Origin of the sequence: Bartonella sp. TT29SHDZB, assembly GCF_042193395.1 — a bacterium.
Lineage (GTDB): Bacteria > Pseudomonadota > Alphaproteobacteria > Rhizobiales > Rhizobiaceae > Bartonella.
This window is the reverse complement of record NZ_JBHILQ010000001.1, coordinates 24,522-41,334: the sequence shown is the minus strand read 5'-3', so window position 1 is coordinate 41,334 and position 16,813 is coordinate 24,522. Positions and strand designations below refer to the sequence as shown.

The following is a 16,813-nucleotide window of genomic DNA, read 5'->3' as shown; positions in this document are numbered from 1 at the left end:
TATGGTTTAAGGCAGAGGTAGAAAATCTATGTAAAACTTTACACATGAGGTGTTTTTTGTTAAAGGGTGTAATGGGTTTTTTTAAGAAAATCTTGTTTGTTGAGCTTATGAGATACTATACTTTAGAACGATGTATAGGGACTTCTTGAAGTGATCAGAAGATAAAGCGCGCTAGATAAGGAGCTCGATTATTTACAGATTAGTGTGGGTGAGGAATCTTTATCCTTTTTAAGGTGAGAAAAAAGTTAAGAGATATAGAAAGTTTGAATATTGTCTAAATCCTTTCAAATACCATCATCACAAAAAAGTTTTTCTTTGAGTTATTTAATTTGGGGGTGCTTTTTTCTTGCTCTGATATTTATTTATAGCGCACTCTGGTTTTTTTTTCACGTAAAATAGAAGACTATGTTTCTGATATATTCGCAAAAATATCTTCCCATAATATAGTGGCGGTATGCGAGAATATGCGCAAGGATGGTTATCCTTTACATGTCGGTGTTGTTTGTGACAAGTTTCAATTTTCTTGGCCTTTACATGGGGTTTCTGTATCGACGGGGCGTTTAACAGCTGGTGCACCAATTTATGCACCTCATTTGGTCGAGTTTAATGTTCATGCTCCTGCATTAATTGTTTTTTCTGGAAAAACTTCCATAGTATCCAGTTGGCGCAATTTGCTGATTGAAACAGAACCTTATTGGAAAACGGGTAAGACATTGAAGTTTATAGCTGAAGGGCTTGAGGTTTCACCTTTTTCCTCTTCCCCTGAAGATCAAAAGCTTCAAGAAGCATTAGGAGCACAAACGACAGATAACAAAACGACACAAAAAAATGTTGAAAATCAAGTATCTTTGCAAAATACGCATAACGTGATTATTCAGCCATTAGAGCCAAAAGAAGCTTCCCAAAAAATAACGGCAGAATTTTTTCGACTTGATCTTAAACATGAAAAGAATGATTTATCGGGACATATAACTTTTGATGGTTTTGATGCTTCTCCCTTTTTAAAATCTTCTTTTGTTGATATTCCTAAAATTGATGGCAATTTGAAATGGATTTTAAATGATGCCTCTCTTCTGTTTGAAAATGAAGGAAAAAATTGGCAACAGCGATTGTATGGAAAAAGTGGACTTTTAAAGCAAGGTGAATTAGCTTTTCATACAGGTGGTGCAGTGCGTATTAGTGGACCTTTTTCTGTTGATGATGAAGGATATTTGACAGCAAAATTTGAACTTGTCCTTGTTCAGTCCATGAAGCTTCTTAACACTCTGCAGCATTTATTTCCCACGCAAACCAATAATCTTCAAGCGTTATTTTTTATTTTGGGTACCCTGCCTAAAAATGCGGACGGCGCTCCTGTTCTTTCCTTACTCATTGACAACGGGTGGGTAAAATTGGGATTTTTAAAACTTGGTCGTCTTGCTCCGCTTTAGGTGTTGTACCAAAGCCTTTTTTCATTTTTACTACCAAATTTCGATTTTTTCTGATTTTCATACTTTTTTACAATTTTAGAGTGTCAAAATCTATTTTAACAAAATGCGTATTTAATGGTAAAAAAAATAGCTATAAAAATAAAAAATTACCACCTACTCCTAACTCGTCCAACCTCTTTTCACTTAGTACAAAATCTTATATCAAACTACATATAGTAACAGTGTTTGTATAGAAAAGTGTCATTTTAAAGCATGCTGAATTGCCTTTTTATACAGGTGGTGTGGTGCTTGTTAGGAACCTTTGTCTTTATATATGGAATGAGCAGCATATTGCATATATCTGTTTGGGAGTAACCTCTTAAAACAAGTAAACAGACTAGCTGGAGAAAAATATGAAGTTGTAAAGAGAAAAATCAACATTCATCTTTACTGTCATTTTTTATTCGATTTTACGCATTTCAAAAGCAGTTACAGTTATATCTTTTAAATAATGGATTAAGCTTATCCTTTTATTTCTGATGTTTTTTAATGAAGCCATATGTCTTCCACGCAAAACAGAATATATTTGTATTGCATATTTACGCATTTATTAAAATAATATTTCTCAGTGCTTGCTATTTCACGATGTCGCCTATGAATGGTATAACGATAAAGCCATTAAGCACCACCATCTTTTCGGTTATGGACTAACAAGCTAGGGGGAATAACCATCATATTATATTTGCTAACTCCCAATCTTACTGTAGTTTTTAGCACTTGAGGCGGTTTATGAGGGGCATTTTTAGTCCTTTCTTTACTGTTTTTATTTATTCGGCTTTCGCATTTGCAATATGCAAGGGGAAATGGGGTTAATTGATTGAATATAAACAAATTTTAAATGAGACAAATTTAGAATATCGAATTATCAGTCATCATAAAAATGATAAAATTATAATTGTAAATCAATATATTATATTTTTATGATGAAGGATATTTGACAGTAAAATTTGAGTTTATTTTTAGTGCTCTGTCTAAAAATGCGGGATAGCGCTTCCGTTCTTTCCTTGCTGCTTCGTCATGGATGGATGGAACGGGGCAAAAGTTTAGCTGTTTTGTACTGCTTTTAAGTCTGAAAGTTTATGTTTTTAGGGTGAGAAATCAATCCTGCTGTTTTTTTGACATTGTTGCAAACAATTCTATTGTGATAAATAGCGAGATTTTTATTTTTGGTGTTATGTTTAAAATGCAAACTCCCGCTCTCTATTTTTGTTGGTTTGTTGTGGTGGTGGGATAGAACGGGAGATTGAATGGGGCGTTTTGTATTTGCTTTAGGTTTGAAAGCCAATATTTTGAAGTTGAGAAATCAATCCTGCTGCAAAAGTAAAACGAGAAATATTGAGATCATTTTCAATAAGGGCGCTAATGCGGTTTGTAATGTTGTGAATATGATCTTCTTCTGTTTTTTTCCAAGTGTCAAAAGGATCTTTTTTCTTTCCATAATTTTTGAGGATTTTCATAACGATTTGCCGAAAACTTTCAGAAACATTTTCTTTGGCTTGGCTTAAAGCCATACTATCATAATAATCTACTACAGGGATTATACGACTTGCTTCGTTAATGCGGTTTATACGAATGATTTGCGCAAGTGAAAAGTAGATCTCTGCAGTTTTAATAAGATCACTGTTGCTTTTTTTTGCAATTAAAGAAATATCACAGATTGTTGAAGCAGCTTCCAAAAGGGCTAATTGTTTCGCTAATGCTTTTGGTGCTCCCTCTTCGCTGTAGTGTAATGCTTTTTCTTCAATCTTTTGCTTAATATCGTTGCCGTGAGAATGCATAAGCTCTTTTTCAATAACGCTACGGGCTTGTTTTATTGTTTTTACAACTTCTTCTAATGGACGTGAGAGATCTATGTTGTGCAAACCCCAATTGGTTGTTTCAAAGAGCATTGGGGTCATTGTTGCGTAGAATTTATTTTGGACAAGACCGGGTATTTTATTATCAAGCTTATCAATTTGCTCAGACAATTGAGGAATTTCAAAACCATCGCGGATGGCAATGAAAACGCGAATAATATTTTCAGCTTTTTGTTCTGTTGCATCGTGTAATCGATTAACAAAAGTGGGGCCTCCACGATTTACAATATCGTTGGCAATCAGCGTTGCGATAATATTACGACGCAATTGATGGTTAATAACTTCCTTCTTAAAATTTTCTTGAATTTGGGTTGGAAAATAGTTCAGCAGGGCTGTATTGAAATAGTGATCATCAACAATGGGGCTATTAGCAATTTCTTCTTTTAAGGTCAATTTAGCATAGGCAAAAATAACGGCGAGTTCTGGGCGGAGAAGACCTTTGCCTTGGGTTGTTCTTTGCTGTAAAACTTGTTCATCAGGAAGCATTTCAACTCTGCGATCTAGAAGCTTTTTTTGTTCCAAGTCGTGCATAAAGCGTATTTGATAGGGCAAATCAGTAGTGCTCTGGTTTTCCGCCAAAGAAAGCGCAAGAGGTTGTAGATAATTATTACGCAAGACGAGTTGCTCGACTTGAGGTGTCATTTTTTTCAAGAGCTTATTGCGTTCTTCGCGGGTTAGTGTTTTGGCACGTAGTGCTGATGCAAGAACAATTTTGAGATTGACCTCAATATCAGAACAATTCACACCAGCAGAATTGTCAATGGCATCCGTATTGCATCGACCACCATTTAAGACATATTCAATCCGTCCACGTTGTGTAACACCAAGATTAGCTCCTTCACCAATAATTTTTGCACGCACTTGTTCTCCGGTAATGCGTATTGCATCATTTGCACGATCACCTACTTGGGCATCGTTTTCGGTTGTTGCGCGGATATAAGTACCAATGCCACCGAACCATAAAAGATCAACAGGGGCTTTGAGAAGAGCAGAGATAATTTCAAAGGGTGTTCCTGTTTGTTTTTCGAAACCAATGGCTTGTGCTGCTTCAGGTGAGAGAGTAATGGTTTTTTCTTTTCGTGAGAAGATACCACCGCCCTTTGATAATTTGCTTTGGTCGTAATCCTGCCAGCTTGAGCGAGGCAGTTTGAAGAGACGCGTACGCTCTGCATAGCTTTCGTCTATGTTCGGATCTGGATCAATAAAGATATCGCGGTGATCAAAAGCGGCAATCAATTTTGTTTGTTTGGAAAGCAGCATTCCATTGCCAAAGACATCACCAGACATATCGCCAACACCGACACAGGTGAAGGGCGTTGTTTGAATATCGTGATTAAATGACTCTCTAAAATGTCTTTTGACGGCTTCCCATGCACCTTTAGCTGTAATACCAATGTCTTTGTGGTCGTAACCTGCTGAGCCTCCAGAGGCAAAAGCATCATCGAGCCAAAAGTGGTTTGCTTGGCTGATGGCGTTGGCTGTATCAGAAAAAGTTGCTGTTCCTTTGTCTGCCGCAACAACAAAATAGGGGTCAGGGTCATCATGACAGATGACATTGTGGGGAGAACTTATTTTGCCGTTAATCAGATTGTCTGTAATGGAGAGCAAAGCTGTGATAAAGTCTGTATAAGCTTGTCGTGCTGCTTCTATGATGACAGCACGGTCATTTGTTTGGGGAAGCCGATGGGGATAGAATCCACCTTTTGCACCTGCAGGAACGATAACCGCATTTTTAACTTGTTGGGCTTTCACTAAGCTAAGCACTTCGGTGCGATAATCTAATGCACGGTCAGACCAACGAATGCCGCCACGAGCGATAGGTCCAAAACGCAAATGGACCCCTTCAACTTCTGGTCCATAAACAAAAATTTCTCGGTAAGGGCGCGGTTCAGGCAAACCTTCAATCTGGCGCGGATTTAATTTGGTGGCTAAAATACGCCGTGGATTTCCATCAGGAAGAGGCGTAAAGGCATTCGTTCGTAAACTTGCCTCGATAAGGTTACAATAACGGCGTAAAATCAGATCATCATCTAAACCAGAGACTTTCCGTAATTTTTCTTCAATGCGCTTTTGAATGACTTGTTGGTTTTTTTCCCGTTCTTTTTCTGTATGGCTTTGATGAAACTTTAAATGAAATAAAGCATAAAGATCTTGGGTAATGTCAGGATAAGCATTTAAAGTTTGGGCAACGCGATCTTGCGAATAAGGAATTCCAGTTTGTTGGAGATAGCGCCCATAATGGCGCAAAATAATAATTTCATGCCAATCAAGCTCAGCTGTTTGTGTGAGAGCATTAAAGCCGTCATTATCAGCATTTTGTGCCCAAATGGCTTCAAAGGTTTCGGCGTGTTTTTGCCCGTCTTTTTCAAAATCGATACAGCGCTGGAAAGTACTTTCTAGCTGCATATCATGAAGATACACAGAGCGCCCATTGCCATCTGGTAATTCAAGGGTTTGTTCAGCAATAACGCGAAACCCCATATTTTCAAGGAGTGGTACACGTTTGGAAAGGGCAAGAGCTTCATGGCGGTGAAAAAGCCGAAGAGAAATGTACTGTTTTTCTTTGTTTTGTGCGTGATAAAAGATCACGAAAAGGGGCTTTTCATCATGAAGACTTAGAATATGTCCGGCATCGTTAATAGCGTCTTCAGCTGAAAATAAATCACGATAGCTGTTGGGGAATTCACTGGCTAGACGTGTTTGTTGCTCTGTTATTTTCTGGGTAAGAGCGATGGCTTGAACCCTGTCTTCCCAACTTCGTGCTATCGAACGTACATGTTTTTCAAGTGTAGAGCGCTCGTAAAGGGGAACAGTTTCGTTTCCTTTGCGATGGATGATATAATAGACACGTATAAGGGTGCTTTCCAAAAAGAGCGGATAAGATTCAAAAAAGTTGCCTTTATAAAGCTCAACAAAATGTTCGCCAACTTTTTCACGCAGGCTGCTGCTATATTGGTCACGCGGTACGTAGACAAGGATAGAAACAAAGCGCCCAAAAGAATCAGTGTGGGCAAGAACCCGTAAACGTGGGCGCTCATCTAATTGTAGAATAAGCTTAGTATTTTCTGTCAATGTATCAACATCAGAGCGAAACATTTCATCTCTTGGATAGGTTTCTAAAGCACTGATGAGTGCTTTTCCTGAATAATCGGCGTGATTGTGTCCAAGACGTTGAATAATAGTTCGGGCTTTTTCTTTTAAGAAAGGAATTTGCAAAATAGAACGTGTATAAGCTGAGGAGGTAAAAAGCCCTACAATGCGTAATTCTCCACAGAGTTGTTTTTCTTTATCAAAAATTTTAAGACCAATATAATCGAGCCAAACAGAACGGTGAATTTTGGAACGGCTGTTCGCTTTTGTCACGATAAACAGATTATCGCTTTCCATGAAGGATAAAACTTCTTGAGGAGGTTCTTTCATACTTTTATCGTCAACAATATGAATAGAAGCATCCGTGAGTATACCAAGTTCAATATTACTCGCTGTAAAGGATTTTAGGGGTTTTTGGTCTTTGATGAAGTTGTAAGTGCGCATACCAAGGAAAATGAAATTATCGTCCATTAGCCAGTGAAGAAATTCAATAGCTTTTTCGCCTTCTTGTTTGTAGTGCGGGGGAAGACTTATTTGGTAGGCATGAATCTGCTTTTCAACTTCTTCAAGCATAGGTTTCCAGTCTTGTACAGCAGCATTAACCTGTTCAAGAACTAAGGTGAGTTCATTTTCAAGTTTTTGTATTTGCTGTTTGTTTAATGACTCGATGTGAATTTGCATCAGACTGATGCGTTTTCCAGAAGCACAATCAATAATGGGGTGTGCAATCAAATAGATATGGTTTTTGTGTTGATTAAAAACATTTAAAATAGAATCGAGAAGGAAGGGTTTGTTATCATTGACAAGCGTGATAACGGTTATAGGTCTGTTACTACGGGTTAAATTTTGCTCAAAGCAGATGGTGTTTTTTCCCGTTTGATGGAGATTAAAAGCTTTTACTGCGATGGCTGTGGCTTTTTGAAGTTCTTCATTTTCGTAATAAGTAATATCTTCTTTATCGGTTTGGGCAAAAAGGATTTGTTCTATTTTATCTTGGGTGTTTTTTGTTTCTGTTTTTTTTTGTTGCAACACATTCACTCTCCCTTTTTGCTCTTAAGGGGTCTTTTCTTCTCTTTTTAAAAGCAGACCATATATATTTTTTATATACTGTAACACCTTCTTTCTGAAGAAAATAGCTCTTTATTTGGAAAGAATGAGTTTGTTTTTGCTATTTTTTAGTAATAGTTTGTACGTTAAAGAAATATTTTGCGTCAAGGAAAGGGTATTTTTAGTATTTTTGTATGTTAATAGTTTGTTTTTTTAAATATACAAAATGAAAGTAAAAAAAGAAGTAAAAGTAAAAAGAGAATGGCGCATTTACCAGAAAGACTTTTAAGTGGTTACCAAAACTTTATAAACAATCATTTTTTATATAAAATAGCAGATTATCAGCAATTGGCGATTGAGGGGCAGAAACCTGAAGTTTTGGTCATTGCTTGTTGTGATTCGCGTGCAGTACCAGAAATGATTTTTGATGCTAAGCCAGGGGAAATTTTCACCCTGCGCAACGTGGCGAATGTGGTTCCTCCTTTTTCTCCTGATGACCAATATCACGCAACATCAGCAGCTCTTGAATATGCTGTGCAATTGCTTGAGGTGAGACATATTGTCGTTTTTGGTCATGCCCATTGTGGAGGCATTCGTACTGCTCTTAATGAGACATATAAATCTTTATTATCAAATGATTTTATCGGTCAATGGATCAGTCTCTTAGCACCAGCAGCAGAAATCGTTTTGAATAATAAGTCGCTGTCTTGGCCAGAAAAACAGACGGCATTAGAGCAGCTTTCTATTCGCCATTCGTTGAGAAATTTAGAGACGTTTCCGTGGATAAAGCTTCGCAAAGATCAAGGTTTTTTGACATTGCATGGGGTTTGGTTTGATATCTCTAGCGGAAAATTATGGAGCATGGAACAGGAAACAGGTTGTTTTATGCGTGTTGAAGTTGAAAGTTTTGAAGTATAGTATTTGTTGTTTTTATTTCTTCGTATAAAAAGATATTTTATGATAAAACTTGACAAAGCTGGGGTTTTATTGTTTGAAGGAGCAAGCTTTCAGTGACAAAATTAACTTGGAGCCACCGACTGAGACCCCAGTTTAAGGGTATAAAGAGATCTCAGAGGTCAACATCCGACGGCGCGATGCGTTCTCGGATGCTATTTTGGTTTGTTTGTTATGCAACAATGAGGTAAATGATGTTTGAATCCTTGCAAGAGCGACTTGGTTCTATCCTGTCTCATTTGACGGGACGTGGCGCTTTATCGGATCAGGATGTTGTAGAGGCGCTGCGTGAAATTCGTCGCGCTTTATTGGAAGCTGATGTTGCTCTTGATGTTGTGCGCTCTTTTACCGATAGAGTTCGTCAAAAAGCTGTTGGGGCCGAAATCGTTAAATCAATTAAACCAGGCCAAATGGTGGTTAAAATTGTTCATGATGAATTGGTTCATATTCTTGGAAATGAAAGCGTTCTGAGTGATTTAAATGCACCAGCTCCAGTTGTTATCATGATGACTGGTTTGCAAGGTTCCGGAAAAACAACTACAACAGCAAAGCTTGCAAAACGTTTTACTGATAAGCACAATAAAAAAGTTCTCATGGCGTCATTAGATACACGCCGTCCCGCTGCACAGGAGCAATTGCGCCAATTGGGAGAACAGGCGAAACTTGCAAGCTTGCCTATTATTGCGGGTCAGCTGCCCGTTGATATTGCATCACGTGCCGTGCAGGCTGCTAAATTGGGTGGTTATGACGTGCTTCTTCTTGACACAGCAGGACGTAATCATATTGATGAAGCTTTAATGCTCGAATTGGCTGAAATTAAAGCATGTTCCCTTCCTCATGAGATTATGTTGGTGGCTGATAGTTTGACGGGGCAAGATGCCGTTCATCTTGCTCGTTCTTTTGATGAGCGTGTCGGGATTACAGGGATTATTTTAACACGTATGGATAGTGATGGGCGTGGTGGCGCTGCTCTTTCTATGCGAGCTGTTACAGGTAAACCAATTAAAGCAATTGGAACTGGTGAAAAAATAGATGCTTTAGAAGAATTTCATCCCAGTCGTATTGCTGATCGTATTCTCGGAATGGGGGATATTGTTTCTTTGGTTGAAAAAGCTGCTGAAACAATGGATCATGAGAAAGCTGCTGCTTTTGCAAAAAAAATGCAAGCCGGAAAATTTGATCTGAATGATCTTGCAGAACAGTTGCAGAAAATGAAAAAACTGGGTGGAATGGGCGGTATTATGGGCATGTTGCCAGGAATGGGGAAGGTCAAAGAGCAGATTGCGGCTGCGGGGTTTGATGATCGTTTGTTTGATCGTCAATTGGCCATTATTTCATCTATGACACCGAAAGAGCGGGCGAATCCAGAGCTTTTAAAACATAGCCGCAAACAACGAATTGCTAAGGGGTCTGGTACGACAGCAGCTGATATTAATAAACTTTTGAAGATGTATCGCCAAATGGCTGATATGATGAAAGCCATGGGTGGTAAAGGAAAAAGTGGTTTTATGGGAAAAATGTTGGGAGGTCTTGGTTCCAAAATGGGTTTTGGTGGTATGGGAAACTTGGGGGGGGATTCTCCAGCTATGCCGGATTTGTCGGGATTGGATCCAAAGCAATTCTCAACGCTTCAAAAGCAAATTGAAAATGGTAATGGAGGGAATCTCTTGCCCGGACTTCCCAAGCGTGGACCTACATTTCCTGGTCTTTCCAATGGCATTGCCGATAGGGGAAAATTTCCTCAGCATCCTAAGAAAAAATAAGATGTAAAGAGGGAAAGGAATATGATGCAGGAAACAGTATTAAATGAATTGGCACATTTACGAGCATCCATTGATAATTTTGATGCAACCTTGATTCATATCTTAGCAGAGCGGTTTCGTTGTACGAAAGCTGTTGGGCGCTTAAAAGCGCGTTATGATTTGCCTAAAGTAGATCCTCTGCGTGAGCAATATCAGGTAGCGCGTTTGCGGCAATTGGCTATAGATAGTCATCTTGATCCTGATTTTGCTGAAAGATTTTTAAAATTTATTATTAAAGAAGTTGTGCGTCATCATGAAGTTATTGCTGAAGAGCAAAAAACAAAAAAAGTCAATTTAAACGAAAGCCAGAGCTGACAATAGGAGATAAAATATGGCATTGAAAATTCGTTTGTCCCGTGGAGGTTCAAAAAAACGTCCTTACTATCATATCGTCGTTGCAGATGTTCGTAGTCCGCGCGATGGGCGGTTTCTTGAACGTGTTGGTGCATGGGATCCAATGTTGCCTAAAGATGGACAGAGGGTGAAACTTAATGAAGAACGTATCCAATATTGGCTTGGGCAAGGGGCTCAACCAACAGATCGCGTTTTACGGTTTTTAGATGCAGCTGGCTTGAAAAAGCGTCCAACTCGTAATAATCCACATAAAGGTGAACCGGGTAAAAAAGCACAAGAACGTATAGCAGCAGCAAAGCAAGCGGCAGAAGAAGCAGCGGCAGCGGCTGAAGCAGAATCTGCTACAGCATAAGAAGCATGGTTGTTTAATCAACGTGTTTTTAAAAGCTTTAGAAAAATAAATATTATCCGTTTTTGTCTATCAAAAACGGATCTTCTTTAAAAAGCTGCTTGTTTAAATCGCTTGGTTTTTTTAAATCAATGGTTTTAAAAATCAATGGCACGGCCTTTAATTTCCCAATCTCCATAGCGGGAAGGGTCTTTGCCGCCGCGTCCACCATTTTCTAAAGGTTGTTCTTTTTTTGCTGCGTGTTTTCGTCTTTCTTCAGCTTCTTGGAGAGCGCGTTGTGCTGCGGGAGAAAGAGATTGCTGTTTAACGTCAGTTGCATTTTTTTTGCTTGTTTTCTCATCTTTTTTATTCATTTTACACCTATTCCATTGAAGAAGCAGAAAGAAAACACCATCATATAGTATTGATTGACTTTTATCATGGAGTTTTTTGAGTAATGAATATAATGCGTACAGCTATGCTTTTGGCTTTTTTAACTGCTCTCTTTATGGGAGTTGGTTATCTTGTTGGAGGGGGTGGTGGCATGGTCATTGCTCTTTTGATGGCAAGTGGTTTAAACTTTTTTTCTTATTGGAATTCAGATAAAATCGTTTTACGCATGTACGGGGCACGTGAAGTTGATCAGCATTCAGCACCAGTTTATTATAAGATTGTAAGCGATTTAGCACAAAGAGCTTCTCTTCCTCAACCAAAGGTTTATGTTATTGAAAATGCACAACCAAATGCTTTTGCAACGGGACGTAATCCGCAAAATGCAGCTGTTGCTGCAAGTACGGGGTTGTTAGAGCGGTTGAGTTCAGAGGAAATTGCCGGCGTTATGGCGCATGAGCTCGCACATATTGAGCATCGTGATACGTTAACAATGACTCTAACCGCAACGATTGCAGGGGCAATTTCAATGCTTGGTAATTTTGCTTTTTTTATGGGAGGACAGCGCAACTCTTCAGAAGATTCTCATGGGGCAGGGGCAATTGGAGGATTTATTGCTTTGCTCGTGGCACCTTTTGCTGCGATGCTGGTGCAAATGGCGATTAGCCGTACACGTGAATATGCTGCGGATCGGAGAGGGGCTGAAATATGTGGTAATCCTTTATGGTTGGCTTCGGCATTGCGTAAAATTGCTGATGGGGCGCATGGGGTATACAATGAAGAAGCAGAGCATAATCCAGCAACCGCGCATCTGTTTATTATTAATCCTTTGAGCGGTGAGGGAGCGGATAGTCTCTTTTCGACACATCCAGCAACTGCAAATCGTATTGCTGCTCTTTATCGGCAAGCAGAAGAGATGAAAGGGGCTCTTACCAAAAGTGTGGGATGGAATAAAGAAGACGCTATACATGAAAAAAGCAGCGGGATGAATTATGGAGATTTTCATAGTGGTCAGGCTCATGTATTAGGTGAACAAGAAAACAGTTCTTTTCAGCGTGTTACAAAACGTCCTTCTTGGCTTCGTTATGAAAATTCAAAAAGATCTCGTTCATAGAGTTATTGAGGGAGATTTTGAGAAAACTGTGATATAAAGGTGGTGTTTTGAAACACAAAAAAGCGGGGCATGTGTCTGAAAAAAATGTTCCAGGATTAGCTGTTCGACAGGTGTGTGTGCGTCTTTTAGGGGCGGTAATTGATAAGTACACGCCTCTTTCTGGTTTGACAGATAATGAACACGGACATCCACACTATTTAAAACTTTCACAACGAGATCGTTTGTTGTGTCGGGCTATTTTGACAGCTTCATTGCGTCATCGAGGGCAGATTATAGTGGCTCTCTCACGCTTTTTAGCGCGTCCTTTGCCTTCACAAGCACTTTCACTTCAGCATCTTTTGCATATCAGTGTCGCACAAATTCTTTATCTTGATATTCCCGATCATGCGGCTATTGATTTAGCTGTGCGTGTGGCGAAACTTGATCCTCGTATGCGCCGTTTTTCAGGGGTGGTGAATGCTCTTTTGCGCAATGTTGCACGTGAGGCAGAGCCTTTACGCCAACAAGTTCCTACCATTGAAGGTGTTCCAGTGTGGTTTGGACAGCTTTTAGTGTCAGCTTACGGAACAGAAAAGGCACATCAGATTATCGCAATTCAAAGTGTGGAACCTCCTCTCGATTTGACAGTGAAATCTGATAGTGGTGGATGGGCTGAAAGGCTTGGTGGTGTGGTATTGCCCAATGGTTCTGTTCGATTGAAGCGTCTGGAGTGTTCTGTTTCTGATTTACCAGGCTATCGTGAAGGGTCTTGGTGGGTCCAAGATTTTTCAGCAGCTTTGCCTGCTTGTTTACTTGGGAGTATTGAGGGTAAACGCGTTGCTGATCTTTGTGCGAGCCCTGGAGGAAAAACAGCACAATTGGCTTTGCAAGGGGCTGAGGTGACTGCAATTGAGCTTTCTGCTAACCGCATAAAGCGTTTAAAAGAAAATATGGAACGGCTTCATTTTTCAGTTCACATTTGGCAGGGCGATGTGAGAAATTTCTATCCCACACAGCTTTTTGATGCGGTTCTTCTTGATGCTCCTTGTTCTTCTACAGGAACAATCCGTCGTCATCCAGATATTTTATGGACGAAATCGAGAGATGATATCGTCAAGTTAGCAGCGTTGCAATATGATTTGCTTGTCGCAGCAATTTCTTTGGTAAAGGAGGGGGGACGGATTGTTTTTTCCAATTGTTCATTGGCAAGAGAAGAAGGTGAAGATCTTATTGAGAAAATTTTGTCGACACGCAATGACATTGTTTTAGATCCTATTTATCCAGAGGAAATGGGAGCACTGGAACATTTGCTTTGTGGGGGGATGTTACGGACAACGCCTGCGGATTTTTGTCATAAAAATTTTGATGCTGAGAAAACCGTATTTTTAGGAATGGATGGTTTTTTTGCTGCGCGCTTACGAAAAATTGCTTAATTAACGCTTCATTTACAAAAATGGTCGAAATTGTATTTGATTCAGCATAAATGGAGATGAAATTTTGGCGGTTGCGGTAAAAGCTCCTCAGGTAAAAGTGGCAGCCTGTATCGATACGATACAGAATGTTATGCGGCGTTTATGGGTTGGACCATTGTTTCGTTGGCGGTTTTCAGGGTTTCGTCCTCATAAAATTTTAGCGCATCCCATGGATTTGCATGTAGCTGATCCGATGATGGCGCATGAATTTTATCATGGTCGTTTTGCTTTTGCTGGTCACATTGTTCATTCTGGTGCTGTTTCGCCGTTTTCATTGGTCCCGCCAACGCTTGAATGGGAAGCGGCTCTACATGATTTTCATTGGTTGCGCCATATGGAGGCAGCAGGAAGTGATTTAGCTTCTGCACATGCACGCTCTCTTTTAGAAGATTGGTTTGACCATGCTGGCAAGAAGGTAAAAGGACTTGCTTGGAGTGGTCCTGTTGTGGCGCGGCGCTTGATTTCATGGATTTGTCATTCGAAAATGTTGTTAGAAGGGGCAAGTGAGCGGTTTGAAAAACGCTTTTTGCGTGCACTTGGTTTGCAATTTCGTTATTTGCGCGTAACAATTTGTAGTATGGAGCACAATGATCAGCGTTTACAAGCAGCAGTAGCTTTGACATTCGCATCTCTTGCTTTGCCTGTTTCTGCGGCAGTGAAAAAAAAGGTACAAACCACACTTATAGAGGAGCTTTCCCGTCAAATCCTAGTTGATGGTGGGCATATTTCCCGTAGTCCTGTTATTTTGCTGAATTTGTTATCGGATTTATTGTCGTTACGGCATCTTTTTATGCGTAGCAATGAAACAGCACCCCGTATTTTGATTGATTCTGTTGAGCGTATGTTGCCAGCTTTACGATTCTTTATCCATGAGGATCAAACGTTGGCTCATTTTAATGGGGTTGGTCCCCTTGTGTCGGAACGGTTATCATCGCTTTTGGAGCTTGATGAAACAGGAGGGCATCCTTTTAGTTATGCCCGTTATTCAGGATTTCAGCGCTTAAAAGCCAATCAAACAACAGTGCTTGCAGATACAGGAAAGTTTCCACCCCGCTCTGTAGCACAGCAGGCTTGTTCGGGGTGTTTGTCTTTTGAAATGTCCTCTCAAGGGCACCGTTTTATTATCAATACCGGTGTTAATCCTGATGGGCGGGAGGATTATCGACATTTAGGGCGTGTTACTGCAGCACATTCAACAGCTACGCTTAATGATTGTTCAGTGGGTGCTTTTTATCATAAAAAGAAAAATGGCGCGCCATTTTTGTTTGATGGACCAACAGATGTTCAAGTGCGCCGTATAGAGGATTCAGAAAAAACGGGTTTTATTGCGAGTCATAATGGTTATGTGCGACCCTTTAATCTTATTCATGAGCGTGGTCTTATTTTGGCGACAAATGGAGATACGATCGAAGGTTTTGATCGCTTTTTTATGCCCAATAAAGGGGGAAAGAGACACAAGAGTGTGCAAAATGAACAAGATCATGTTGCTGTTCGCTTTCATCTTCATCCACAAGTTGAAGTTAACTATGATGGCAAACGTGTGTGTTTAGCCGTAAAGAACGAGAAGAGCGAACAAGTATGGTATTTTATATCGCCTGACGCAGATATTTGTCTTGAAGATTCAATTGATTTTGCAGAATTAACAGGTCCACAACGGACACAACAGATTGTTTTATATTTTCGTCCTGCATTTCAGGAAAAAGTTCGTTGGCGTTTTATCCGTAAAGCGTTTGATAAAAATTAGAACATTGTTCCAACCCATAGTATATTGTGTTTTATCTTGCGTGTTGCAAAACATTATCGTTTATTGTGGTCATATTCTCAAAATTTGAAGATTATATCAATTTTATACATGAAGCATTTTGTTGGAGTATGGGTTGAATGTTTTTAGGCAAGGTTTGCTCATAGGATCTCATGAGGTGATGCTAAAAGGGATTGGCTTCAGAAAAAAGGTTTTTGAAAGATCATTGTTGACAGATGGGTACCAGTTAAGGATTTTGATCCTTTAAAGATATGGAGAGAAAATTAAGCCGTTGCTTATCTTCGATAAGTTCTTAAGTTGTGATGTTGGGATCAACATTTCTCTCTGAGAGAGTTGCATTACATAGGGTTACACTCCTCACGAAAAACAGAGCGCTATTGTATTGTATATTCACGGACTTATTTTAAAGAAAAATCCCTTAACGCTTCCAAGCCTATTTTGCGACGATGCCCGTGATGGGTATAACGGTAAATCCATTAAGCACCCCCCATCTTTATGCTTATGAAAGAGCAGTTCGGCACTATCACACTATTGATCAGTGCCCAATGTTTGTAACAGCTTTTGGCACTAGAGAGGGTTCATAAGCGGTATTTTTAGCTTTTTCTTAATAGTTTTTTATCCATACGGCTCTCCCCGCTTGTAACGTGCAGGCGAATGGTTTTGGTTAATTCAACATACATAGATTTGAAACGAGGGGGAGATTTGAAACGAGGGGGATTTTACGGTATTCAGGGTTCTAATTTAATATGAATAACGCTAAATTATTATTACAAATCAAAAGTTGTACATCATAGAAGCACTGAAAATTCGAGAAACAATACATAACAATGGCCGAGAAAAATAACTCTTCTGCTCTTTGTTATTATACTAAAAATAAAGTCATAATAACAAACCACAAAATGCGCGCTTTTTTATAGCAAAGCATTCTCTCAAATATCTCAAACAATTTTCATAAAGATTTACGCGAATAACGTCGTGCAATCGAATCAATATCACCTCGACAAATGCCAAGATCGCTGAGTTCATATGTTGAAAGACGACTTAACGCATTAACGGTTCGACGATAACGGCGCCAATTACTATAAAAACGTAGAATATTCATATCCTCTACTCAAACTTTTCATTACACTCTCTAGTTTAAGAATAGAGCATATTACTAAAAAGAGTTGTGTTATAATATCATAACAGGTATGCAA

The 16,813-nt window shown here is 39.4% G+C and carries 11 protein-coding genes; 8 read left to right on the top strand and 3 right to left on the bottom strand.

All coding sequences use genetic code 11. From position 1 onward, the window contains the following. The first annotated feature begins 374 nt into the window (after window positions 1-374). The gene (locus tag ACFIJJ_RS00180) at window positions 375-1,430 is read left to right on the top strand and encodes a DUF2125 domain-containing protein (protein ID WP_375645699.1); all 1,056 of its coding nucleotides are present in this window, start codon (window positions 375-377) and stop codon (window positions 1,428-1,430) included. A 1,307-nt stretch (window positions 1,431-2,737) separates the two neighbouring features. Here ACFIJJ_RS00180 and ACFIJJ_RS00175 read toward each other — a convergent pair. Next, a complete protein-coding gene (locus ACFIJJ_RS00175; RefSeq protein ID WP_375645599.1) occupies window positions 2,738-7,447 on the bottom strand; it encodes an NAD-glutamate dehydrogenase in 4,710 nt (1,569 codons plus the stop codon). A 276-nt stretch (window positions 7,448-7,723) separates the two neighbouring features. Between ACFIJJ_RS00175 and ACFIJJ_RS00170 the strand changes: the two genes are divergently transcribed. From ACFIJJ_RS00170 to rpsP, 4 genes are all read left to right on the top strand, one after another. Further along, entirely contained in the window at window positions 7,724-8,380 is a 657-nt protein-coding gene (locus ACFIJJ_RS00170) for a carbonic anhydrase (protein WP_375612226.1), read from the top strand. Between the two features lie 230 nt (window positions 8,381-8,610). Further along, window positions 8,611-10,179, top strand: a complete 1,569-nt coding sequence (gene ffh, locus ACFIJJ_RS00165; RefSeq protein ID WP_375622139.1) for a signal recognition particle protein — start codon at window positions 8,611-8,613, stop codon at window positions 10,177-10,179. Window positions 10,180-10,203: 24 nt separating this feature from the next. Next, complete coding sequence (locus ACFIJJ_RS00160) at window positions 10,204-10,533, top strand: chorismate mutase (RefSeq protein ID WP_375645698.1); 330 nt, start codon at window positions 10,204-10,206, stop codon at window positions 10,531-10,533. 16 nt (window positions 10,534-10,549) lie between these two features. Continuing rightward, the gene (gene rpsP, locus ACFIJJ_RS00155) at window positions 10,550-10,924 is read left to right on the top strand and encodes a 30S ribosomal protein S16 (RefSeq protein ID WP_375645598.1); all 375 of its coding nucleotides are present in this window, start codon (window positions 10,550-10,552) and stop codon (window positions 10,922-10,924) included. Between the two features lie 134 nt (window positions 10,925-11,058). Here rpsP and ACFIJJ_RS00150 read toward each other — a convergent pair whose 3' ends face one another. Beyond that, window positions 11,059-11,274, bottom strand: coding sequence for a DUF1674 domain-containing protein (locus ACFIJJ_RS00150; RefSeq protein WP_375612228.1), 216 nt, complete (start codon window positions 11,272-11,274; stop codon window positions 11,059-11,061). Between the two features lie 83 nt (window positions 11,275-11,357). Between ACFIJJ_RS00150 and htpX the strand changes: the two genes are divergently transcribed. The 3 genes from htpX to ACFIJJ_RS00135 all read left to right on the top strand — a co-directional run bounded on the left by htpX (window position 11,358) and on the right by ACFIJJ_RS00135 (window position 15,599). Next, complete coding sequence (htpX, locus tag ACFIJJ_RS00145; protein ID WP_375622110.1) at window positions 11,358-12,404, top strand: zinc metalloprotease HtpX; 1,047 nt, start codon at window positions 11,358-11,360, stop codon at window positions 12,402-12,404. Between the two features lie 47 nt (window positions 12,405-12,451). Further along, on the top strand, window positions 12,452-13,816 hold the full coding sequence (locus tag ACFIJJ_RS00140) for an RsmB/NOP family class I SAM-dependent RNA methyltransferase (protein WP_375645596.1): 1,365 nt from the start codon (window positions 12,452-12,454) through the stop codon (window positions 13,814-13,816). A 64-nt stretch (window positions 13,817-13,880) separates the two neighbouring features. After that, complete coding sequence (locus tag ACFIJJ_RS00135; RefSeq protein ID WP_375645595.1) at window positions 13,881-15,599, top strand: heparinase II/III family protein; 1,719 nt, start codon at window positions 13,881-13,883, stop codon at window positions 15,597-15,599. Window positions 15,600-16,566: 967 nt separating this feature from the next. Here ACFIJJ_RS00135 and ACFIJJ_RS00130 read toward each other — a convergent pair. Beyond that, a complete protein-coding gene (locus ACFIJJ_RS00130; RefSeq protein ID WP_273790070.1) occupies window positions 16,567-16,719 on the bottom strand; it encodes a DUF1127 domain-containing protein in 153 nt (50 codons plus the stop codon). Window positions 16,720-16,813 lie beyond the last annotated feature (94 nt).